This window comes from Pseudomonas sp. TR47 (genome assembly GCF_044143025.1).
GTDB lineage: Bacteria > Pseudomonadota > Gammaproteobacteria > Pseudomonadales > Pseudomonadaceae > Aquipseudomonas > Aquipseudomonas putida_E.
Map to the genome: position 1 here is coordinate 21,418 of NZ_JBHFCS010000028.1, position 22,314 is coordinate 43,731.

14 protein-coding genes, 5 tRNA genes and 1 pseudogene are annotated in these 22,314 nt (G+C 61.4%); 11 read left to right on the top strand and 9 right to left on the bottom strand.

Annotated features, from left to right (window positions below; genetic code table 11):
• The first annotated feature begins 219 nt into the window (after window positions 1-219).
• Window positions 220-1,933 (top strand): annotated as a pseudogene (locus ACEWE8_RS22820) (DEAD/DEAH box helicase).
• Between the two features lie 110 nt (window positions 1,934-2,043).
• On the opposite strand, the gene ACEWE8_RS22825 reads toward ACEWE8_RS22820, so the two are convergent.
• A complete protein-coding gene (locus tag ACEWE8_RS22825; protein WP_046786594.1) occupies window positions 2,044-2,811 on the bottom strand; it encodes a class III extradiol ring-cleavage dioxygenase in 768 nt (255 codons plus the stop codon).
• 101 nt (window positions 2,812-2,912) lie between these two features.
• Between ACEWE8_RS22825 and ACEWE8_RS22830 the strand changes: the two genes are divergently transcribed.
• Entirely contained in the window at window positions 2,913-3,560 is a 648-nt protein-coding gene (locus ACEWE8_RS22830) for a thiopurine S-methyltransferase (RefSeq protein ID WP_046786593.1), read from the top strand.
• Between the two features lie 140 nt (window positions 3,561-3,700).
• Here the strand turns inward: ACEWE8_RS22830 and htpX are convergent, their stop codons facing one another.
• A complete protein-coding gene (htpX, locus tag ACEWE8_RS22835) occupies window positions 3,701-4,588 on the bottom strand; it encodes a protease HtpX (protein WP_115275592.1) in 888 nt (295 codons plus the stop codon).
• Between the two features lie 291 nt (window positions 4,589-4,879).
• Entirely contained in the window at window positions 4,880-6,091 is a 1,212-nt protein-coding gene (locus ACEWE8_RS22840) for a pyridoxal phosphate-dependent aminotransferase (protein ID WP_046786591.1), read from the bottom strand.
• A 168-nt stretch (window positions 6,092-6,259) separates the two neighbouring features.
• Between ACEWE8_RS22840 and msrB the strand changes: the two genes are divergently transcribed.
• Together msrB and ACEWE8_RS22850 are read left to right on the top strand one after the other, a co-directional pair.
• A complete protein-coding gene (msrB, locus tag ACEWE8_RS22845; protein WP_046786590.1) occupies window positions 6,260-6,661 on the top strand; it encodes a peptide-methionine (R)-S-oxide reductase MsrB in 402 nt (133 codons plus the stop codon).
• Window positions 6,662-6,663: 2 nt separating this feature from the next.
• The gene (locus ACEWE8_RS22850; RefSeq protein ID WP_046786589.1) at window positions 6,664-7,152 is read left to right on the top strand and encodes a glutathione peroxidase; all 489 of its coding nucleotides are present in this window, start codon (window positions 6,664-6,666) and stop codon (window positions 7,150-7,152) included.
• Here ACEWE8_RS22850 and ACEWE8_RS22855 read toward each other — a convergent pair.
• Window positions 7,142-9,499, bottom strand: coding sequence for a response regulator (locus ACEWE8_RS22855; protein ID WP_046786588.1), 2,358 nt, complete (start codon window positions 9,497-9,499; stop codon window positions 7,142-7,144). The genes ACEWE8_RS22850 and ACEWE8_RS22855 overlap by 11 nt on opposite strands.
• A gap of 76 nt (window positions 9,500-9,575) precedes the next feature.
• On the opposite strand from ACEWE8_RS22855, the gene ACEWE8_RS22860 reads away from it, so the two are divergent.
• Complete coding sequence (locus ACEWE8_RS22860) at window positions 9,576-10,463, top strand: ATP-binding protein (protein ID WP_046786587.1); 888 nt, start codon at window positions 9,576-9,578, stop codon at window positions 10,461-10,463.
• Window positions 10,464-10,946, top strand: a complete 483-nt coding sequence (locus ACEWE8_RS22865; RefSeq protein WP_046786586.1) for a GAF domain-containing protein — start codon at window positions 10,464-10,466, stop codon at window positions 10,944-10,946.
• A 93-nt stretch (window positions 10,947-11,039) separates the two neighbouring features.
• Here ACEWE8_RS22865 and ACEWE8_RS22870 read toward each other — a convergent pair whose 3' ends face one another.
• Window positions 11,040-11,807, bottom strand: a complete 768-nt coding sequence (locus tag ACEWE8_RS22870; RefSeq protein ID WP_046786585.1) for a hypothetical protein — start codon at window positions 11,805-11,807, stop codon at window positions 11,040-11,042.
• Window positions 11,808-12,125: 318 nt separating this feature from the next.
• Here ACEWE8_RS22870 and ACEWE8_RS22875 point away from each other — a divergent pair.
• From ACEWE8_RS22875 to ACEWE8_RS22895, 5 genes are all read left to right on the top strand, one after another.
• Window positions 12,126-12,201 (top strand) — tRNA-Glu (locus tag ACEWE8_RS22875).
• A 3-nt stretch (window positions 12,202-12,204) separates the two neighbouring features.
• Window positions 12,205-12,280: transfer RNA gene (locus tag ACEWE8_RS22880), tRNA-Gly, on the top strand.
• 91 nt (window positions 12,281-12,371) lie between these two features.
• Window positions 12,372-12,447, top strand: a tRNA-Glu gene (locus tag ACEWE8_RS22885).
• 3 nt (window positions 12,448-12,450) lie between these two features.
• Window positions 12,451-12,526 (top strand) — tRNA-Gly (locus ACEWE8_RS22890).
• Between the two features lie 54 nt (window positions 12,527-12,580).
• Window positions 12,581-12,656 (top strand) — tRNA-Gly (locus ACEWE8_RS22895).
• Between the two features lie 95 nt (window positions 12,657-12,751).
• Here ACEWE8_RS22895 and ACEWE8_RS22900 read toward each other — a convergent pair.
• The 4 genes from ACEWE8_RS22900 to ACEWE8_RS22915 form a co-directional block, all read right to left on the bottom strand.
• Complete coding sequence (locus tag ACEWE8_RS22900) at window positions 12,752-13,831, bottom strand: fimbrial protein (RefSeq protein ID WP_046786584.1); 1,080 nt, start codon at window positions 13,829-13,831, stop codon at window positions 12,752-12,754.
• Between the two features lie 45 nt (window positions 13,832-13,876).
• Window positions 13,877-16,393, bottom strand: coding sequence for a fimbria/pilus outer membrane usher protein (locus ACEWE8_RS22905; protein WP_046786583.1), 2,517 nt, complete (start codon window positions 16,391-16,393; stop codon window positions 13,877-13,879).
• 207 nt (window positions 16,394-16,600) lie between these two features.
• Window positions 16,601-21,685, bottom strand: a complete 5,085-nt coding sequence (locus ACEWE8_RS22910; RefSeq protein ID WP_046786582.1) for an RHS repeat domain-containing protein — start codon at window positions 21,683-21,685, stop codon at window positions 16,601-16,603.
• Between the two features lie 2 nt (window positions 21,686-21,687).
• A complete protein-coding gene (locus ACEWE8_RS22915; RefSeq protein WP_144415475.1) occupies window positions 21,688-22,251 on the bottom strand; it encodes a hypothetical protein in 564 nt (187 codons plus the stop codon).
• Window positions 22,252-22,314 lie beyond the last annotated feature (63 nt).

Consider the following 22,314-nt stretch of genomic DNA (forward strand, 5'->3'; position numbering starts at 1 on the left):
ATTTTCCACACTTCCCGCTATTAATTCGGGTATAGTACGCGCCGGTCTTTTAGCGGACCTCAAAATCAGGTGGTGCAAATCCTCCGAGTCCAGCTTCGGCTGCACGTCCGCTAGGCGGACCTTCCCAAGTTTTTCTTTTTCAATCGTTTTCGCAAATCCCCGCCGCCAGAGCTGCCTGGGTGACCATTTGGTCTTTCAAGGCATGTGCAGCTTTGGAGCATGGGTCTTTGCGGATGCACATAGAGGCAGACCCATGACCCAGGAAACCGGCGGATTCGCCGCTCTCGATCTCAATCCGAATATCGTTGCCGCTGTTCTGGCCACCGGCTACGAAGAGCCTTCGGCTATTCAGCATCAATCGATCCCGATCATCCTCGCCGGTCACGACATGATCGGCCAGGCGCAGACTGGCACCGGCAAGACCGCTGCCTTCGCCCTGCCGATCCTCAACAAGATCGACGTGAGCAAGCGCGAACCGCAAGCCCTGATCCTGGCGCCAACCCGTGAGTTGGCGCTGCAAGTAGCCACCGCTTTCGAAACCTACGCCAAGCAGATGCCGGGCGTTAACGTGGTGGCTGTATACGGTGGTGCCCCGATGGGCCCACAGCTGCGTGCCATTCGCAACGGCGCGCAAATCGTCGTGGCCACCCCGGGCCGTCTGTGCGACCACCTGCGTCGCGACGAGAAAGTCCTGTCCACCGTGCAGTACCTGGTGCTGGACGAAGCCGACGAAATGCTCAAGCTGGGCTTCATGGATGACCTCGAAGTGATCTTCGATGCCATCCCGGCCAGCCGTCAGACCGTACTGTTCTCCGCTACCCTGCCGTCGTCGATCCGCTCGATCGCCGAACGTCACCTGCGTGAACCCAAGCACGTCAAGATCCAGAGCAAGACCCAGACCGTCACCGCGATCGACCAGGCTCACCTGATGGTGCACGCCGACCAGAAGATCCCGGCTGTTCTGCGTTTGCTGGAAGTGGAAGAGTTCGACGCGCTGATCGCCTTCGTGCGTACCAAGCAAGCCACCCTGGACCTGGCCGCCGCCCTGGAAGCTAAAGGCTACAAGGCTGCTGCGCTGAACGGCGACATCGCCCAGAACCAGCGTGAGCGCGTCATCGACTCGCTCAAGGATGGCCGCCTGGACATCGTCGTCGCCACTGACGTCGCTGCCCGTGGTCTGGACGTACCGCGCATCACCCACGTGTTCAACGTGGACATGCCGTACGACCCGGAGTCCTACGTGCACCGTATCGGCCGTACCGGCCGTGCCGGTCGCGAAGGCCGTGCACTGCTGCTGGTCACCCCGCGTGAGCGCCGCATGCTGCAGGTCATCGAGCGCGTTACCGGGCAGAAGGTTGCCGAAGCGCGCCTGCCGAACGCTCAGGCCGTGCTGGATGCGCGCATCAAGAAGCTGACCTCGAGCCTGGCGCCGCTGGTGGCCGAAGCAGAAGCCACCCACGGTGAACTGTTCGACCGCCTGACCGACGCCCTGGGTTGCAGCCCGCGTGCCCTGTCTGCAGCACTGCTGCGCAAGGCCACCAATGGCCAGGCGCTGGACCTGGCAGCGGTAGAGCGCGAGCAGCCGCTGGTACCAAGCTTCGCACCGCGCGGTGAGCGCCCGGAGCGTGGTGACCGTGCCGAGCGTAGCGACCGTGGTGAGCGCGAGCGTCGTGCGCCACTGCCGCTGGCCGAAGGCCGCGTGCGTTGCCGTACCGCGCTGGGTGCCCGTGACGGTATCGCCGCCAAGAACCTGCTGGGTGCGATCCTCAACGAAGGTGGCCTGGCCCGTGATGCGATCGGTCGCATCCAGGTGCGTGACAGCTTCAGCCTGGTCGAGCTGCCGGAAGACGGCCTCGAGCGCCTGCTGACCAAGCTCAAGGACACCCGCGTGGCTGGCAAGCAGCTGAAGCTGCGTCGCTACCGCGAAGATTGATCCTGGTGTAATGAAAAAATCCCCGGCTTAGGTCGGGGATTTTTTTTGCCTGCAGTTTTTTGGGGCTGCCATGCAGCCCTTCGCGACGCAAGGCCGCTACGGGCGATTCTTCAGTCGAAGCGATAGATGTCCATACCCAGCGCCCCCAGGGTAAACCCTTGGTGCACGATGCCAAATCTGCCCCCGGCCCCAAGGGCAAATAACAACGGCAAGAAATGCTCATCACTGGGATGGTTACGCAGCGCAAACGGCGCTTGTTGCTTGAAGTCCAGCAGCGCGGCCTGGTCGTCCTCGCTCAGCTTCTCCACCACCCAGTCACGAAACGCCAGTGCCCAAGGCGCGATCACGTCCGGCCCGGCATGCCAGTCCAGCTCGCCCAGGTTATGGGTGATGCTCCCGGACCCCACCAGCAACACACCCTCGCTGCGCAGCCCGGCCAATGCCTGGCCGACCTTGATTTGCAGCGCCGGCCCCATGTGGCTCGGTAGCGACACCTGAATCAGCGCAATGTTTGCGTCGGGATACATCAACGACATCGGCACCCAGGCCCCATGGTCGAATGGCCGCTGGGCATCCAGGCGAGCCGGCAGGCCGGCGGCGTTCAGCCGCTCGCTGACGTTCGCGGCCAGTAGCGCATGGCCAGGCGCAGGGTACTGGACGGCATACAGCGCTGCAGGAAAGCCGTAGAAGTCATGCCAGGTTTCTGGGTGCGGGTTGCCGGTCACCAGCAGCTCTTGGCTTTCCCAGTGCGCCGAAACCACCACGATCGCCTTCGGGCGTGGCAGGGCATTGGCCAGCCGGGCCAGCGCCGGCCCGCTGGCGCCGGGCTGCAGGGCGAGCATGGGGGAGCCGTGGGAAATGAACAGGCTGGGCAGCATGGTAGGGTCCTGAGGGGTAAGATGCAGTCATCTTCGATCAGTCACCGATCGATATCCAATATAAGATTTTTGCGCAACCGATCTAAAAACCAGGAGGAACTATGGAGCCGGCGTTCTGGCACCGAAAGTGGGCCGATAACCAGATCGGTTTTCACCAGGCTCAAGCCAACCCCTATCTGCAACGCTATTGGCCGGGGCTCGGCCTGGCTGCCGGTAGCCGGGTGCTGGTGCCGCTGTGTGGCAAGAGCCTGGACCTGGCCTGGCTGGCGGGGCAGGGCTATCGCGTGCGGGGTATCGAACTGTCGCGCCGGGCGGTGGAGGACTTTTTCCAGGAGCAGGGGCTGCAGGCGCAGGTCCGGCAACAGGGGGCGTTCGAGGTCTGGTGCAGTGGTGAGGTGGAGCTTTGGTGTGGCGATTTCTTCGCCTTGCGCGCCGAGGATGTGGCCGATTGCGTGGGGCTGTATGACCGGGCTGCCTTGATTGCCCTGCCACCGCAAATGCGTGAGCGTTACATGGGCTTGCTTTCGCGAATGCTGCCTGGGGGTAGTGGGCTTCTGGTGACCCTGGACTACGAGCAGAAACTGTTGGAGGGGCCGCCGTTTTCGGTCGCCGACGAGGAAGTGCGGCGTGGGTTTGCCGGGTGGCAGGTGGAGGAGGTGGAGGCGCGAGACGTGATAGGGGAAAGCCCTAAGTTCTTGCAGGCGGGGGTCAAACGCCTGGTGGAGCGGGTGTATCGCGTACGGTTCTGATTTGGGTTTGCCTGTGCCGGCCCTATCGCCGGCAAGCCGGCTCACAGATACCCCGCAGTTCTGAGGATTTGTGATTTACATGTGCGGGCCGGCTGCATGAGAAAGGGCGACCGAAGTCGCCCTTGCTTGTTGGCAGAGAATCAGCCGCGGCGGCGCAATGCCTCGATGCGCTCTTCCAGCGGCGGGTGGCTCATCAGCAGGCCGGCCAGGCCGTGCTTGAGGCCGCCATTGATGCCGAAGGCCTTCATGGTGTCGGGCATGTGCACCGGCAGACCTTGCTCGACGCGCAGGCGCTGCAGGGCGCCGATCATCGCGGCGGTGCCGGCCAGTTGCGCACCGGCTTCGTCGGCGCGGTATTCGCGGCGGCGCGAGAACCACATGACGATCATGCTGGCGAGGATGCCCAGGACCAGCTCGGCGACGATGGTCGCCACGTAGTAGGCAATGCCCTGGCCTTCTTCGTTCTTGAAGATCACCTTGTCGACGAAGTTGCCGATGATGCGGGCGAAGAACATCACGAAGGTGTTCACCACGCCCTGCACCAGCGCCAGGGTGACCATGTCACCGTTGGCCACGTGGCCGATCTCGTGGGCCAGCACGGCGCGCACTTCATCAGGCGAGAAGCGCTCCAGCAGGCCCTGGGACACGGCTACCAATGCGTCGTTGCGGTTCCAGCCGGTGGCGAAGGCGTTGGCCTCGTAGGCCGGGAAGATACCCACTTCGGGCATCTTGATGCCGGCTTCGCGGGACAGCTCTTCGACCGTCTGCAGCAGCCACTGCTCGTGGCGGGTACGCGGCTGGGAGATGATCTGGGTGCCGGTGCTCATCTTCGCCATCCACTTGGAGATGAACAGCGAAACGAGGGAGCCGGCGAAGCCGAACACGGCGCAGAAGACCAGCAGGCTGCTGAGGTTGAGGTCAACCCCGTTGGCGGCCATGAACCCGTCGAAGCCGAACAGGCTCAGGGTAATGCTTGCAACCAGCACCACCGCAAGGTTGGTGGCTACAAACAACAGAATGCGCATCATGGTTGTTACGTTCTCCTGACGGATGAGTGTGTTGCGTATGCGGGGTATATAAGGGGCCGGACGCGCTGATTCAATCGGGGGACTATTTCAAACTGTGTACGGCGGAGTATGGCAGAGGATCTGGCGGGGGCATTGAGCTAGAGCGTTGCAGGATGTAAGAAAGGTTATGTGGGGTTGCAGGGGGCTGCTTTGCAGCCCAATCGCCGGCAAGCCGGCTCCCACAGGTACACCACAGTTCTGAGGACCTGTGCTGTTCTGTGGTAGCCGGCTTGCCGGCGATGAGGCCGGTACTTACTGCGAATACGTGCGCAGGAAGTTGCCAATCCGGCCAATCGCAGCCTCCAGGTCATCCACCCGTGGCAAGGTCACCACGCGGAAGTGGTCCGGCCACGGCCAGTTGAACGCCGTGCCCTGGACGATCAGCAGCTTCTCAGACAGCAGCAGGTCCAGCGCGAACTTCTCGTCGTTGAGGATCGGGCAGACTTTAGGGTCGATCCGCGGGAAGGCATACAGCGCACCCATCGGCTTGACGCAGCTCACCCCTGGGATGTCATTGAGCAGCTCATAGGTGCGGTTGCGCTGCTCCAGCAGCCGGCCCGGCGGCAGCACCAGGTCATTGATGCTCTGATAGCCGCCCAGCGCAGTCTGGATGGCGTGCTGGGCCGGCACGTTGGCGCACAGGCGCATGTTGGCCAGCATGTCGATGCCTTCGATGTAGCTCTGGGCGTGGTGCTTGGGCCCGGAGATGATCAGCCAGCCGGAGCGGAAGCCCGCCACCCGGTACGACTTGGACAGGCCGTTGAAGGTCAGGCACAGCAGGTCCGGGGCCAGCGACGCGGTGCTGATGTGCACGGCCTCGTCATAGAGGATCTTGTCGTAGATCTCGTCGGAGAACACCACCAGGTTGTGCTGGCGTGCCAGCTCCTGCATGCCCAGCAGCAACTCTTTGGAATAGACGGCGCCGGTCGGGTTGTTCGGGTTGATGATGACCAGGGCCTTGGTATTCGGGGTGATTTTGGCCTTGATGTCTTCAAGGTCAGGGAACCAGTCGGCCTGCTCGTCGCACAGGTAATGCACCGGCTTGCCGCCAGCCAGGCTCACCGCGGCGGTCCACAGCGGGTAGTCGGGGGCCGGGATCAGCACTTCGTCGCCGTTGTTGAGCAGTGCCTGCATCGACATGACGATCAGCTCGGACACACCATTGCCCAGGTAGATGTCCTCGATGGTGACGCCTTCGATTTCCTTCTGCTGGCAGTACTGCATCACCGCCTTGCGCGCGCTGAACAGGCCTTTGGAGTCGCTGTAGCCTTGGGCGGTGGGCAGGTTGCGGATCACATCCTGGAGGATTTCGTCCGGCGCTTCGAAGCCAAACGGCGCCGGGTTGCCGATGTTCAGCTTGAGGATGCGGTGGCCTTCCTCTTCCAGGCGTTTGGCGTGCTTGAGCACCGGGCCGCGAATGTCGTAGCAGACATTGGCGAGCTTGTTCGATTTGCTGAACTGCATGATGTGATCCCGATTGAGAATACGCGGTGCGCCGCCGTCGAAAGGTTTGAAAGGGCGGGGCGCGGGTGCCAGACTTGAGGCCTTGCACACGAAGCCAACTAATATACGTGCCACCCGCGCTACGGAAAAGACGGCGCGAGGTGAAATTCAGCCTGCCGAGGTCCCTACATGCAAAAGATCGACAAAACCCTTGAACAATGGCGTGCGATGCTCGACCCGGAGCAGTACCAGGTGTGCCGCCTCAAAGGTACCGAGCGGCCGTTTACCGGCAAGTACAACAGCGAAAAGCGTGCGGGTACCTACCATTGCATCTGCTGCGACCTGCCGCTGTTCGATTCGAACACGAAATTCGACTCTGGCTGCGGCTGGCCGAGTTTTTACGCGCCGATCGAAGACAGCGCGATGATCGAGACGCGCGACACCTCCCACGGCATGATCCGCACCGAGGTGACCTGCGCGCAATGTGACGCCCACCTGGGCCATGTGTTCCCCGACGGCCCGCCACCGACCGGCCTGCGTTACTGCATCAACTCGGTGTGCCTGGACTTCAAACCGCGTGACGGAGCCTGACCATGGCTGAATCGATGCTGGACATCCCCTGCGTGACCTTGGCCGGTGAGCGCAAGGTGCTGGGCGACTTTGCAGGCAAGGCGCTGCTGGTGGTCAATACCGCCAGCCAGTGCGGCTTCACCCCGCAGTACAAGGGGCTGGAGCACCTGTGGCAGCTTTACCGCGAGCGTGGCCTGGTGGTGCTGGGTTTCCCGTGCAACCAGTTCGGCAAGCAGGAGCCGGGGGAGGCGCGGGAGATCGCGCAGTTCTGCGAGCGTAATTTCGGCGTGAGTTTCCCGCTGTTTCGCAAGGTCGAGGTCAACGGCCCGGGGGCCCACCCGCTGTTCGTCGAGCTCAAGCAGCGTGCGCCAGGCCTGCTCGGGTCGCAGAAGATCAAGTGGAATTTCACCAAGTTTTTGTTCGAACCGGCCAGCGGCAAGGTCACGCGCTATGCGCCAACCACCAAGCCGCAGGCACTCGAGGCCGATATCGAGCGCCTGCTCAGCCGCTGAGCGGCACCCAGTGGTCGATCAGCGCCAGTAGTTCTTCACGCCGGAACGGCTTGGCCAGGTAGTCGTTCATGCCCGCCGCCCGGCAGCGCTCGCGCTCTTCGGGCATGGCGTTGGCGGTCAGGGCAACGATCGGCAGTTCTGGCCAGCGGCCGCTCTGGCGGATGCGTCGGCTGGCCTCGTAGCCGTCCATCACCGGCATGTTGCAGTCCATCAACACCAGGTCGAAGTCTTCCTGCTCGAGCCATTCCAGCGCCTCGACGCCCTGGGTGGCCACCTGCACCAGGCAGCCGAGCTTGGCCAGCATGCCCTTGGCCACCAGTTGGTTCACCGGGTTGTCCTCCACCAGCAGAATGCGCGCCCGGCCGTCGGTGGCGGTGAGTGCGGGGATGGCCAGCGGGTGTTCGGGTGCATGGCCCTGCAGGGTGCGGCGCAGTGTCTGATACAAGGCATTGCGTGCCAGGGGGCGGGCCAGCTGATGCAGCGGGGCCAGTTGCGCCGCCTGTTCTGGCGACAGGAAATTGCCGTAGGCCGTCACCAGCAGGATCGGTGCTGTCAGCGCAGGGCGCAGCTGGAACAAGTGGTCCAGGTCGTCGGTGATCAACAGGTCGATGGTGGCGCCCGCCAGTGCCTGGGCACTGTCATGCCTTGAGTAGCTCAGGCCCCAGCGCGGCAGCACGTCCTGCAGCAGTTCGCCAAGGCCGCTGGCGGCGTTGCTCAGCGCCACCACGCGGCCCTCCAGCGGCGCAGGTGCAATGGCCTCGGTGTGGGTGGTCAGCGGTAATTCGGCGCTGAAGCAGCTGCCCAAACCTGGTTCGGAGCGGATGTGCAGGTGGCCCTGCATGGCTTTGCACAGGTTGCGGGTCAGTGCCAGGCCCAGGCCCGTGCCGCCGTATTGGCGGGTAATGCCGGCGCCGGCCTGTGTGAACGGCTGGAAGATGCGTGCCTGTGCATCTTCGGCAATGCCGATGCCGGTGTCGCGCACTGCCAGGCGCACGCCGCCGACGATGGTGGTCAGGCACACGTCGACGCGGCCGAACCGGGTGAACTTGAGGGCATTGGACAGCAAGTTGCTCACTACCTGGCGTACCCGGGTCGGGTCGCCCAGTACCGAACTTGGGAAGTCACTGGCGATCAGGCAAGTCAGCTCGACGCTTTGCGCGGCGTTCTGCGATAACAGGTTGGCGGTGTCCTCCACCATCGCGCCCAGGTCGAAGGGGATGCGTTCGAGTTCAAGCTGCCCGGCATCGAACTTGGACAGGTCGAGAATATCGTTGAGCAGTTCCACCAGCACCTTGCCCGAGTCGTGGGCAATCGACAGCTGCTGGCGCTGCTCACTCTCCAGCGGGCTGTCCAGGGCCAGGGCGATCATGCCGAGCATGCCGTTGAGCGGGGTGCGAATTTCATGGCTCATGTTGGCCAGGAACGCCGCTCGGGCCTGGGCCATGTCCAGGGCGCGCTGACGGGCTTGCTCCAGCTCCTGGTTGGACTGGCTGAGGCGGCTGTTGCTGGCCTTGAGCTCTTCGGTGCGGGCCGAAACGATGTCTTCCAGCTCGTTGAGGTACTGGGTCAGGCGGTTTTCGGCGGTGCGCCGTTGCTGGATTTCTGTAGCCATGCTGACCAGTTGCTGGTTGGCGACCTTTACCAGCACGCCGATTTCATCGAGTTCGTGGCCGGGAGGGCAGTCAAGGCGGGTTTGCCCGGGGTGGCGGGGGTCGCGGCCGCTGAGTGCGCCGATCACTTTCACCAAGGGTTTGGTCAGCATCATGTAGAACAGTGCCAGGAGGATGCCGGTGAGCACCAGGCTGCGGGCAAAGCCGTTGAGCAGCGTGACCCCGGCGCGGTCCAGGAAGCGGCTGCCGAAGGCGAAGGTGTCGACGTCCAGGTACAGCGTGCCGAGGTACTCTTCGGGCATATGGGTAAGGAACAGGCGCTCCTGGAACTGGCGCTGTTCGCCGAACAGAAAATCGCTCAAGGGCCGGTAGCTGTCCTGCAGCCGGACGCGTTCGACATCGGCCAGTACGGTTTCGTTGTTGTCGATCAAGCGCGCGCGGAACACGGCCGGTGACTGCAGCAGGCCCCGGGTCAGTTCCAGGGCCAGTTCCGAGTCGATGTTATAGGCGATGCGCGAGGCCGGGTTGTGGCTGATTTGCAGCAATGCTTGCACTTCACGGTTGATGGATGCGTCTTCGCTGGCATAATCGATGCCGATCTGGATGAGACTGAGCAATGTTCCCAGGATGAAGCCGACCAGGACTGTCAACCGGGCTTGCTTGTATGACAGGCGATTGGTGAACTTGATATCCATGAGCCCCGAGCCGGTTTCACGTCCCTTGCGCTGCGCAAGCATAGCCGATCAGCCACGGCTGCTGGTGGGCCTGTCGCACATTCAGCTTCAAATCTCACCTGTCTTGCTAGGAGTCGTCATGGACGCCCGCTTGAATGCTTTTCTGGAACGCGCAGAGTCCGTGCTGGCGCGCCTTGAGCCGCTGTTGCCGGCACCGCGTGCGGACATCGACTGGAACACTACGCTGGCCGCCCGCTGGCAGCGCGATGGCCGTACCGGCTACTTGATGCCGCTGCAAGTGAGCCTGGACATCCGCCTGACCGACCTGATCGGCGTCGACAAGCAACGTGACCAGCTGGGCCGCAATACCCATCAGTTCATCAATGGCCTGCCGGCCAACCATGCGCTGCTGTGGGGCTCGCGTGGTACGGGCAAATCGTCGCTGGTGCGCGCGCTGCTGGCCGAGCACGCCGCAGCCGGCCTGCGCCTGATCGAGATCGAGCGTGACCATCTGGCTGATTTGCCGCGTGTGGTCGAGCAACTGCAGAAGCTGCCGCAACGTTTTGTCCTGTTCTGCGACGACCTGTCGTTCGAAGCCGGGGAGGGCGACTACCGGGTGCTCAAGAGCGTGCTCGACGGCTCGCTGGAGCAGGCGCCGGACAACGTGTTGTTGTACGCCACCTCCAACCGCCGCCACCTGGTGCCGGAAAAAGAGAGTGACAACGAAAACTGGAAGCGCGTCGACGGCGAACTGCACCCCAGCGAGGCGGTGGAAGACAAGATCGCCTTGTCCGACCGTTTTGGCCTGTGGCTGTCGTTCTACCCCTTCACCCAGGAGCATTTCCTCGATGTGGTCGAGCACTGGATTGGCCAGCTGGCGCGCTCTGCCGGCCTGGCCTGGCAGCGTGACGAAGCACTCGACATCCTCGCCGTGCGCTGGGCTACCGGCCGCGGCAACCGTAATGGCCGTTGTGCCTACCAGTTCGCCCGTTATTGGGTGGGGCTGCAATTGTTGGAGCAGAAATAAATGATCGACCTCAATGCCAGTGGCGCCGGCCTCGACGGCTATGACCTGCTGGCTGCGCAAGTGCAGGCGCTGTTCGCCGACGAGCGTGACTTCATCGCCAATGCCGCGCAGTTTTCGGCGTTTTTGTACAACCAGGTGGACGACCTGAACTGGGCCGGGTTCTACCTCAACCGTAATGAAGAGCTGGTGCTGGGCCCGTTCCAGGGCCAGGTGGCTTGTGTGCGCATTCCGTTCAGCCGCGGCGTGTGCGGCGCAGCAGCGGCCACTCGGCAGACCCAGCGGGTGGAAGACGTGCACGCCTTCCCGGGGCATATTGCCTGTGACAGCGCATCCAATAGTGAGTTGGTGATTCCGCTGGTGAAGGAGGGCAGGCTGATTGGTGTGCTCGATTTGGACAGCCCGAAGCTGGCGCGCTTCAGTGAGGCGGACCAGCGGGGGCTGGAGCGGTTGGCGGCGGTCTTCCTGGAGTTGACCGACTGCTAGCCTGCGTTATCAGGGCTGCTGCGCAGCCCATCGCCGGCAAGCCGGCTCCTACAGGGGCTGCGCTGTATCTGTGGCTTGCCGGCGTTGTTCACATCAATCGTAGATGACCCGCTTTTTCCAGGTTTCTTCCTGGTCTGTCTTGAGCCCTTGGGTCAGTGCGTTTTCGTCATTCTCGGCCGGCTCCATCTGGTCCAGCACCTGGGCATTGGCCCGGGCCAGCAGTTTCTCCAGGTAGGTCAGCTGCTCTTCATACACCTTGGGTTCAGGCTGTTTGCGCAAATACTGCACACCGCGCTCGAACGCCAGGCGCGCCTGGCCTGGCTGCTCTTGCTGCAACGCCTGCTGGCCCAGGTTGTTGAAGAACTCGATGTGCAGCAGCACCAGCAGGTGGCGAATCTCCTTTACCCAATGCTTGCCCTCGGTCGTTTGCAGGACGTTCTCCTGGGTGGCCTTGACGATCTGCGTGTGCAAAGCCTCCAGCAAGAAGCGCACATCCTTGGCCTTGGCCTCGGTCAGGATCGGGGTGGGCGGGTTGTTCACCGGGATTCGCTCGCCTTGGGCAACCAGGCCTTCCAGTTCGGCGATGCGTGCTTTTAGTTCGGCATTGTTCTTGTCCAGCGCCAGTTGCCGCTGATCGAGGTTGAGCTCCAGGCGCGTGAGCAACAGCTTGAGCGCCGGGGTCATGAACTGGCCGGGGAAGGTCTCGGTGATTTCGCCACAGCGGCGTACGCGGTCGGCGAGTTCGATCTTCAGCCGCGCGCGCTCCAGTTTGCTGTTCTCGACCACGTTGTTGAGGTAGCCGATCACGATCAGCAACGCGATACCCGCAACGATGAGCAGTGTGATCAGAAGTGGTGTCACCGTTAACGCCTCATCAGGAAGTTTTACATTGAGAGTGTAGCGAACAGGCCAGCCAGGGCGCCACGTGACTCTGTGTCGGCTCGTCGCCGGATTTCTCCAGTGATGGCACTTTGCGTTCAGCCCGCCAGAAAATCAACGCCAATCCTTGGACGCACCTTTCGAGCAGCCTATATAGAGAGCGAAGTCATTGATTTAAATAAATTTCTAGAAAAGGGTTGACGACCTTTCAAGGCATCCATAGAATGCGCGCCACTTGCAGCGTAAAGCACACAGCGGAACGCGGCAGGGAGTGAAAGCAGGCAGTAATGCTTGTAGCGTGTCCCCTTCGTCTAGTGGCCTAGGACACCGCCCTTTCACGGCGGTAACAGGGGTTCGAGTCCCCTAGGGGACGCCATTTGCGGGAATAGCTCAGTTGGTAGAGCACGACCTTGCCAAGGTCGGGGTCGCGAGTTCGAGTCTCGTTTCCCGCTCCAGTTTCTCCGGCAGCGCCTCACGGCGGGGCAGGAAAAGAAAACCCAGGGTGAATCGTGAGGTTCAAATCTGGTGCACTGAAAAGTGTTGTGTGTCCCCTTCGTCTAGTGGCCTAGGACACCGCCCTTTCACGGCGGTAACAGGGGTTCGAGTCCCCTAGGGGACGCCATTTGCGGGAATAGCTCAGTTGGTAGAGCACGACCTTGCCAAGGTCGGGGTCGCGAGTTCGAGTCTCGTTTCCCGCTCCAGTTTTTAAAACTATGGCGTTCATGACGGTGTAGTAGGTTGTAAAAGTTTCAAATGCGGGAATAGCTCAGTTGGTAGAGCACGACCTTGCCAAGGTCGGGGTCGCGAGTTCGAGTCTCGTTTCCCGCTCCAATACAAAACGCACCAAGGAATTATAAATTTCCTTTGGTGCGTTTTTTTTTGCCTGCAAAATTGCGGGGCCATGGCTACCCGGCCAAGGCCGCCCCTTAGCGGTATTCGATGGTGAAGTTCAATGCGCCTTTGGCCTCGCCGGGAGTCACCGTTGCTTGGGTCTGATAATACCGGGCACGAAGATCGAGGCGCGTAATGCCGGGGCTAAGGGGCACCATATCCACGAACTCTTCGAGTTTCAGTGGGGTATTGTCGCTGCGCATCACCTGGATACCGATGCCGCTGGCGCTCGAGTCGGTGGTCAGGGTGAACAATCCCAGGTCACGGTCCACCGGCACCGAGCCGTCCACGCCGTCCAGGCGCATGAACGCACGGGCAACGCTGCCTGCCGGGTCGTCCTCGCAGTCGTTGAGGGTAATGTAGAAATCAACCGGATCGCTGGTGCTGCCCTGGCCTGTGAAGTCGGCAATGTCGTGGGTGCCAAGTGGTACCGGGTTGGCACTGACGGCATCGGCCCTGAGCGTGCACTGGGCCTGCTGGACTTGCCCGCCCAGGTTCAGTCTTACGGCATCCCCTACATCGCTGACGACACCCCTGACGACCTCCTGGTTGAATGAACTGACGCCAGGCGGTATGGGGCCGGTCTTGATCAAGGCCATGTACTTGATGGAGAGATTGGTCATTTCCATGAACGTGGGCCTCATGTCCCTCTGGTTTTCACCCACATAGGGAACGGCGCCGATACCACCGTCGTTTGCCTGGAACGAGTTGCTGGACGTTGCGTTGAGAAAGCCGCCCAGTTCCAGATAAAGGCCTACGCCCGGAATGGTGGTTTGTAACACTTTGCCCGTCACATCCTTCCCGTCGACGGGGGGGAAGGTACCGGGGGCGACAGGTAATGGCGTCCCCATAGTGGCGGTCAGGCTTAGTGTCCCGTCGTTGTCGCACTTCAAGGCAAAGCCGGGGCCTCGTACGCCAGTGTTAGTGGCTGAGTAGATTTTGCTACCCACGGGTGCATCGCGTGCCACCCATCTCACACCGGCGAGGTTGTGCGTGAACTGCAACGGGCCTGTGGTGGTTGGCCATTGGCATCCCAGGGCATGGGCCTGGCTTGACAGTGTCATCATCGTCGCCGCAGCAGCGAGGCCGATGAAATAACGCGAAAAGTGGGGCATGGTCGGTTCCTGTTGCAAGCCTGCGGCATCGTCGCACGGGCTGGGTCATGGGGTAGGGCAGCGCGAGGTCTGCAGGCGGTAGCCTTGCTCTTCTGGCATGGTTGCCGGGTCGATTTTCAACCGGCAACGCTGTTCGGCGCGGTCGCCCCAGCGCGCCTCCAGGGTTTGTGCCTGGGCATCTGTCGCAATCAGCGCCTGGCCAGCCTGGCCCACTACCGCCAGGTGCTTGCCCTGTTGGTCATTGACCTGGGTACCGAAGGGCAGCGGGCGGCCGTCGGTATGTTGCAAGGTCAGGATCAGGCGGCTGACCTGGCGTGCTTTGAAAGTTGCCAGAGCGACCGCGCCTCGGCGGGGGACAACCTGGGTGGCACCGTTTTCGATTTCCACATCCGGGCCGAGCTGGTCGGTTTGCAGGGTTACCTGGTTGACCCGGTAGGGGCGCATGTGTGGGGCGAGGATGTAGCCACTGCTGTCGGTGCTACCACCGGGCACGTTGTCGACACCAACGCCGGGCACATCGGGCACGTGCACCAGCGCAGTGGTCTCGCCCAGGTATTGCCCCAGCACGATGCCGCCGGCATGCGCCAACACCGCGCCACTGGCATTGACCGAAACGCTGCGGAACTCATCCGCTTCGGTGTAGCCGGCACCCACGTTTACCTTCTGCGTCTGGTAGCCCACTGACGCCGAGGCGGTCTTGTGCTGCTGTTCGTCGTTGGCCAGCGATGCCAGGTAGCTCAGGCGGTTGTCCTGCGAACCGCCGTTCAAGGTGGCGCGTTCGCTGAAGCGGCCATTGCTTTCCTGCACATCGAAACTTGCAGTCGTTGAGGTGCCCCAGCCCAGCGGGATGGTGACCCCCAAGCCAACGATACGGTCGCTGCCGCGGTCGTCACTCAACGACTGCGAGGCGTACAGGTTGATGCTGACCCGGCGGTACTGGGTATTGAACTGGAACTGGTACTGGCGCCGCTGGCGGTTGGTGCCCCAGTAATCGTCCTGGGAAAGGGTAAGGCTCATTGAGTTGCGGTTGCCGAACGTCTGGTAGATCGAGCTTTCCAGGCGGCTGCGGCGGTTGCCCTGATAGCGGCTGGAGGCATTGCGCTGCTGCACGGCTTCGTCAAACTCGCGATAGCCTTCGGTGGAGTAGCGGTAGCCGGCGAAGCGCAGGCTGGTGCCGGTCTGGAAGGCCTTGCCGTAGCGCACGGAATAACTTTGCCCTTGCACCTGGCCGCCTTGCTCGCCGAGGTCGGTACGCGCCTGGGTCACGTCCAGCGACACTGCACCAAGGGTGCCGAAGTCGCGAGCGATGCCAAGGTTGGCGGCATCGTAATACTCACTGCCCAACAGCCCGCCATACAGGGTGGTGCCCCACTGGCCGCCGCGGGCCAGGGTGGCTTGCCACAGTGCGGGGTTGTCGATGCCATCGGCGCCGTCATAGCGCCCGGCCACCAGGTTGTAGCGCCACACGCCTTCGCGCAGCAGGTTGCTGAGGGTGGAGTAGGGCTGGATGAAACGGCGCACTTGGCCATCGGCCTCGGTGAGGACGATTTCCAGGTCGCCGCTGCCGCCGCCGATGCCCAGGTCGTTGATTTCGTAAGGGCCGGCGGCAACGTAGGTGGAATAGATCGGGTAGCCGTTCTGCAGCACCTCCAGCTTGGCCCGGCTTTGAGCCACGCCGCGGATCACTGGCGCGTAACTTTGCATCACATCGGGCAGCATGCCCATGTCGGTGGCCAGCTGTACGCCTTTGATAGGCAGGCTGCGGAACACATCGCCGTTGCTGAAGGTTTCGCCCAGGGTCAGCGTGCCCCATTGGCCGGGTAGGTCGTGCTGGGCGTAGGTGTTGAAGTGCACCCAGTCCTGGCCTTCGCCGTCGTCGCGCCAGCTTTGGCTGCTGCGCAGTCGCCAGCCGCCCAGGTTGATTCCGCCGTTGAGGTACAGGTCCTGGTTGCTTCTGGATTTGCCGGTTTTGCCGCTGAAATGCTGCGCGGAGGCTTGGTAGCTGACGAAGGCGGCATTGATGCCGTTGTCCCAGCGCTCGGGTGCAACGCTGCCAGCCACATCGCGGCGCAGGGCGATCTGCGGGATGGACAGCGCCAGCTGGAGTTGGCCGGGGTCCAGGTCATAGGTGGCGTCGGGCACGAGTACGGGCAGGTCGACGCAGCGCTCGTCGCTGGGCAGTGGCTCGGCCAGGCCCTGTTCACGCAGGCCCAGCTCTCGCAGCAGGCTGGCGCTGAGGCAGGGCTCCAGGCCCTTGCCGTCGCTGCGTTCACGGAAATCTATTTCATGCTTGCCCGCTGGGGCCAGGTTGACCAGCACTTCAACCTGGTAGCGGCCGGGCGCCAGGGTAGCTTGGGTGGCCAGTGTGCTCAGGGCGGCAACGCTGGCGTCGCTGGAGTGGCCTGGAGTTTGGCGCATGAAGTTGGGGTTGAATTGAACTTTTCTTTCATCGGATGTAGCGGGAGCGACAAGTGCGAATAGCAGGCTAATACTCGCACCAGATAAAATTAGAACTGAGTAAGGGCGTACAGGCAACCGCCGGTTTCGAGTGGCGTTACGCATAAGAAGGAACCGTTGGTTTGCGCCGGCTGATAGGCTCTGCAGCGCTCGCTGTTCAATTTGGAATGCAGCTTAAGAAGCAAGCCAGTTAAGGTGGCTGAAGATAGCGAGAACGACGGCTCATATTCTGTAGGGAAATTCCGATTTATTCGGCCTTTTATCTGGCTTCTTGTATGCGGTGGCGGCCTTCGGCGAAGGCCGCCTATAAAGTTATGAACCTAAGACAAATTTACCATTTCTGAAATCACGAAGTGTAGAGATTGGCTGCCACTTTCCTTTCCCATTTTTCCTGAAGCCGTCTTTGATCGCGCCTGTTTCTATAGTGTCTTCAACAGTTGGTGCTTTGGGGGCTGGGCTTGTAGTGATAGTGAAGGTTTCGTTAATTTGAGACGTATCCTGCACGATATTTGCAGGAAGAGAGGTTGTCGAGGGTTGGAGTGTAGATGACGAAAAACTTTCATCGAAGATAGGGTTCTTCCTGTAGATGAAGTTTTCTGGAAGGTTTAGTGTGGCAGCCTTTCTCGGGGCGACTTTTGTAATCTTTTTAATATTATTGGTGGTTCTGTACACGTTGACTGTCTTGTTGGTGGTGTTAAAAACGTTGGTAACCGTGGAAGTAACAACGTCGCTAGAGGCATACAACTTGCCTGGCAAAGTGGCGTTGACAGTTGCATCTGCTGCTGCCCTCGCCCCCAGCCGGCTATACCCCATGAGCCCCAACGTACTCAGCGCACTGGCCGTCCCCAGCCAGAACGCCCAGTCGTTAGCCGAAGCGCTCCCTGTCACCAGTGCCCCCACAGAAACCGCCGTAGCGGCCACGTCAATGGCAAGGCTGGCTGCGCCAAAGGCGAATGCCATGGTCAGGCCTACCGGCGGTAGGAACATGAAACTGACCACAGCAAAGACAGCACCCATGGCCACGCCAAGCCAGGATCGCCAGTCGGCCTTGGCCTTCAGTGGTTTGGGCGGGACGTACGGCGCCTCCGCGCTGTGCCGCATGCCGTAGTGGCCGCTGGGGTCGTGCCAGTTGACCGGGTTGCCGCCGCAGTACACATACGGGTTGATACCGGCATATTCTGGCGCCGCCGTGTCCGGGCTGTGGAAACGCATCAGCCCAGGGTTGTAGGCACGGTAGCCGCGCCCCAGCAGCGACCAGCCCAAGGCTAGTTCGCGGGCTTCGCCGTTGAAGCCGAGCAGGCCCACCAGTTGGTCGTTGTCCGGTGAATCGCCATAGGCGGTGTACGCGTTATCGTGCAGTTCATCACGGCTGCATTCACCCACCACACTGTTTGCCGCGTCGGTCGCGTACAGCCGGTTGTCTGCGGTTTGGCCTGGGCGTTGCAACCCCAGAGGGCGGTCGCCTGCGTACAGGTACTCGGTGAGCAAGTCGGCATCGCGTGTACTGCTTATCCGGTAGCCTTGGTAACGGCGCGACACTTCCGCGGCTTGCTCATGACGTACGCCGATCAGGTCGTTATGGCCGTCATAGCGGAAGCGATACAGGGGTTGCCCATCGCTGGCCCGTTGTACTTCGCTCAGGCGGCCATGGTCGTCGTACACCAGCTTGTTGCCTTGTTCGTCGTTCAACAGGTTGCCTTCGGCATCGTGGTCGAACACCTGGCTGGCCGGATAATCAGGCTGCAGGGAGTGCTCCGCCAGTTTCAGGATGAAGCCGTCGTAGGTATAGAAGGCTTCGTCCGATGCGTTGTCGGCAAAATCGGTGTAGCACTCGATGAGGTTGTTCAGTTCGTCGTAGACGAAGTACTGGCTCTTGATAGCCCGGCCAGCAGCGTTGCGCGGCAGGGTGGAACCTTGGCATTGGTGTTGCTCCAGCCGGTCGAGTGCATCGTAGTCGAAAGTTTCCACCAACAATTGTTCGCCGTCACGTGTGAGGGTGCGGGTACGCAGTTGGTCATCTTCCTGCCACTCCAGCGCGATGCTTTGGGTGAGAGTGGAGCCATCGGGTCGGGTGAGCGTTTGTTCGCGGTTGTTCTCTCGGCCAAGTTCGTCGTAAGTCTGCTCGCATACCAGTACCTGTTCGTTGGCCAGGTCCTGTGTCGTGGTTTTCCTCAGTCGCCCGAGCGTGTCGTACTCGAACGTTGCGACCAGGTCACCTTGCCGGGTCTGTTGCAGTTGCCCCAGGTCGTTGTAGTCGTGGATCACCTCAGCGCCGTCACTTTCGGTGTAGCCCAATGGCAGGCCCTGCAGCGAATTGCGATAGTTGCAGTGGTGGCCTTTGGCGTCCTGGCCCTGCCATTGGGTTTTCAGCAGGTAGCCTTGATCGGTGTAGGTATAGATGTGCTCGCCTTGTGCGTCGCTGGCCGTACTGATGGCCGAGGTTTTGGTGTCGTAATCGAACGTCGAACTTTTTACGGCGTCAACGTCGATCAGGTTGGGTTGGGCCGAGCGCGTGGGGCGGTAGTGGTAGGTGAAGGTGCGCTGCGCAGTGGTGCGGGTTTCTACCAGCGAGGTGTTGCGCTTGTAGGTGTAGGTTTCCTGTTGCAAACCAGCCTTCAGCGACTTTAACCGATCAAGGCCATCGTAATCCCGTTGCCAGGCAAGGGTGGGTTCAACACCTTTGCGGCGCTCGACCAGCAGTTGTTCGGCCAATGGGGCAGCACTGTGCAGCGCGAACTGGCTGAGCACCGCAGACTGATCGGGCCTTTCGGTACGGGCCACGCGGCCTTCGGCGTCGTAGGTGTACGTGCTGATACGTTTGACCAGGCGGTCGTTTCGTTTGAAGGTGTGTTCTTCGCTGATGCAGCGGCCAAGGCCGTCGTAGCTTGAATCATGCCGGCCAATGGCCTGGCCTGCGTCGTCCAGCCGGTACTGACTCGACAGTTTGTCGAAGCGATTGCTCTCGGTAACCTGCTGCTGCTGGCGAACACCACGTTTGTCCGGTGTTTCCATCCAGTGGGTGACGATGTCACCTGTTTCGCCAAATGGCGAGTATTCACAGTGCTGCGTAGCGCCGTTCGGCAAGGTGGTCTTGCGCAGCCGGCTCCAGGCATCGTATTCGAAGGTAGAGGTCAGCGTCAGGCTCTTGCCGTCATAGTAGTCGAAGGTGGTTTCTTCGCTCAGTTGGCCCAGTTCATCGTACTTGCGCTGCGCAACCACATTACGCTGCCGCGAATTGTCAGTACCCGGTGCGGTATCCGTGGCGTCCGTTTCGCGCTCTTCGGTCACCACCCGGCTGCAGCCATCGAAGGTGAGGAAGGTGCTCACGCCCGTACTCCCAGTGACTGACTGCCAGGCCAGTCCGGCAGCGCCTTCTTCAGGGTGGGTGACCAGCCCGTAGGCATGGATTACCTTGGCCTCGTCCACGCCCTGGCCTGGCGCCACGGTTTCCTCCATCACGCGGCCGAGCGGGTCGTAGCGGCGGCGAATGCTGTTACCCGTGTCATCTTCTTCGTACACGCTCTGGCCATGCAGGCCAGACACGGCCATGCTCGTGGCCTTCTGCATCAGGTCGAAGCCGGACACGGTTTCATCGGTCCAGTATTCCAGGCCATGTTCCTTGTCGACGACCTTGCGGTACTCCCATTCGATACGTGAAGTGCGGCTTTCAATGGCCCGGCGTACCGGGTTGGTGCTGTCTTCACCGTAGCGGGTGGTCACCTGGTGGCCCGGGCGGCCGTGCAGGAAGGCATTGTCAGGCATGTTCAGGTAGGCCCGCTCTACCTTTATCAGCAGCTGTTCGCGCTCACCGGGCTGGCCGGCATCGAACACTTGCAGCACCTGTTCTGCACAAGGTGCAAGCCATTCGCTCGCTTGGCCAAGGCTGGACAGCGCCGGGTAGGCCTTGTAGGTCAGCCGGGTCCGTTGGACGGGGGCTTCGCCGGGCAAACCCTGCACGGGGTAAACCGTCTTGCATTTGACGTTGCGTACAAAGCCTTGCGGGTCTGGCGGGCAGGCCCAGGTATCGCCATCCTTCTCGCCGTCCTTGTCGTAGTACTCGTAGGTGACGCGTACACCCGTGGGGGCTTGCTCCTCGATGACGTTGCCGTAATCGTCATACACGGTGGTCGCGGTTTCCAGGTGCAGTTTGCTGGCGTCACCGCGCAGCTTCCAGCGTTTGGTGATGGTTTTGGGTAGCTGGAAGTAGCGCGGTTGATCGTCGAAACTGTTGCCAGGGCGTTCATGGAAGACGGTTTCGGTCTCTTCGATATGGCCATCTTCTTCAAGCGTTTGCTTGGTCAGCAGGTGGTAGCGGTTGAATGTCTGCGTCTGTTTGCGCGCGACCTTGCCCGCTTTCCAGTAATGAGCGGTGACGCTGTAGCGGTAGCTGGATTGCGCCCGGTACAGGTTGTCCTCGCCGTCGTCACGCCAGCTGACATCGCTGTTGCTGCCGACAAAACTGTGCGCCACCTCGATGTTGTTTTGCTCATCGAAGTGCGTGTAGGTGTAGGTTGTTTTCAGCGGCGGTTGGTCGGCGCGGGGTTTGACTTCATGGGTGGTGACCCGTGGCAGCACTCTTTGAGGTCGCGTGCCGGGCAGCAGGTGGCCCGGGTCGTCGTTCTCGCCATAGCGCACCTCCTCCACGGCGCCTGAAGGTGTGGACACTTTTGCAAGGCAGGTCAGGCCCCTGGCTGTGGTGTAGCCGAAACGCCAGTTGCCGCCCACTTCGGGGGGTAGTTTTACCTCCACCAATGCCCGGTTTCTCAGTTCCAGCAGGTAGCGCATGAATGGCAGGTTGTCGGCACCGGCGCCGGGGTGCGTATCGATGGTTACCCTGGCGTCGGTGTACTTCAACTCCAGCAGCAGCGTGCCATTGTCATCAATGATCTTTTCCAGCCGCCGGTTCTCAGGGACGTAGCTGAGCGTTAGCCCGTGGCCGGAGGGCGCCCTGACCTTGGCGGGCAGGGCGATGGGGTTGACCGCGTCTTGCAGAGTGAGTATCTCCACAAGGCCGGACTTGTGCTCTACACGGTACGGGCCATTGCCGTTTTCGCCGTCGTCGTAAAAGTTGAAACTGTGAATTTTCTTTTCGCGAATTGTGGGTTGCGGGCCGGTACCTGTCACTTTGAAGCTTTCCCCCGTGTGCAGGGTAAGCATTCGAGTGGCGGGCACGTACCGGGTCATCGCCAGTTGCCAACCGGTGCCGAAGCCTGAGTCACTGTTGTCGAACGGGCTGTACGACAGGCGCAAGGGCAGGCCGGGGCCGGTCAGGTCGTTGCCGGCAGGCACTTGCAAGTCAATGGCCAGGTTGTACTGGCCGGTACGCTGGTCGACATGGTTCTGCACGAAGCTCTGGAAGTTGGTGGCGTTGCTGTGTATCCCGGAAGAATTGACCATGATCAATTGCCTCCTGGGGCCATGGTAACCACGATGCAGGCAAGTTCCCCCTGCGCGACCGGGTTGCCTTTACCGATGATCCTGAAGCCGCGGCTGGGTGCATTGCTATCGAGGCCGCTGTTGGTCAGGTAACCGGGTTTCTCCGGGCTGCCCGCGTAGGTCCAGATCTTGTCAATGCCCAGTTTTTCCAGAGAAGCGTTGGCGCGGCTGGTGTCGAGTTCGACCCAGGCGCTGTTGGCCTTTTCGCAGCGCTCGTTATCAGTCAGCAGAAATGTCGATTTGATCGGCACGTTTCGAATGCGAATTGCGTGGGGCTCTCTGGCGTTGGCTGGGCAAGCTTTTTTGGGTAGCAGTTTCACGGTAGTGCCGCTGCCCGTTGCGGGCAGCTCCAGTCCGCAAGCAGGTTCGGTGTTGTTCTCCACTGTCTGGTATAGCGCGAGGATGGGCGTTGGGTCCGCCTGGGTTGCGGCATGGGCGACAACCCCACTTAAAAGCAAAGGTGCAGCCAGCATTGCTCGTTTGATGGCCGTTGTGACGGCGAGGCGACGGTAATGTAAGTGCTTCATTTTTTTGGGCTCCCTGTTCAGGTTATTTGAACAGACATAAGAAAGAATCGATGTGAATCGCTG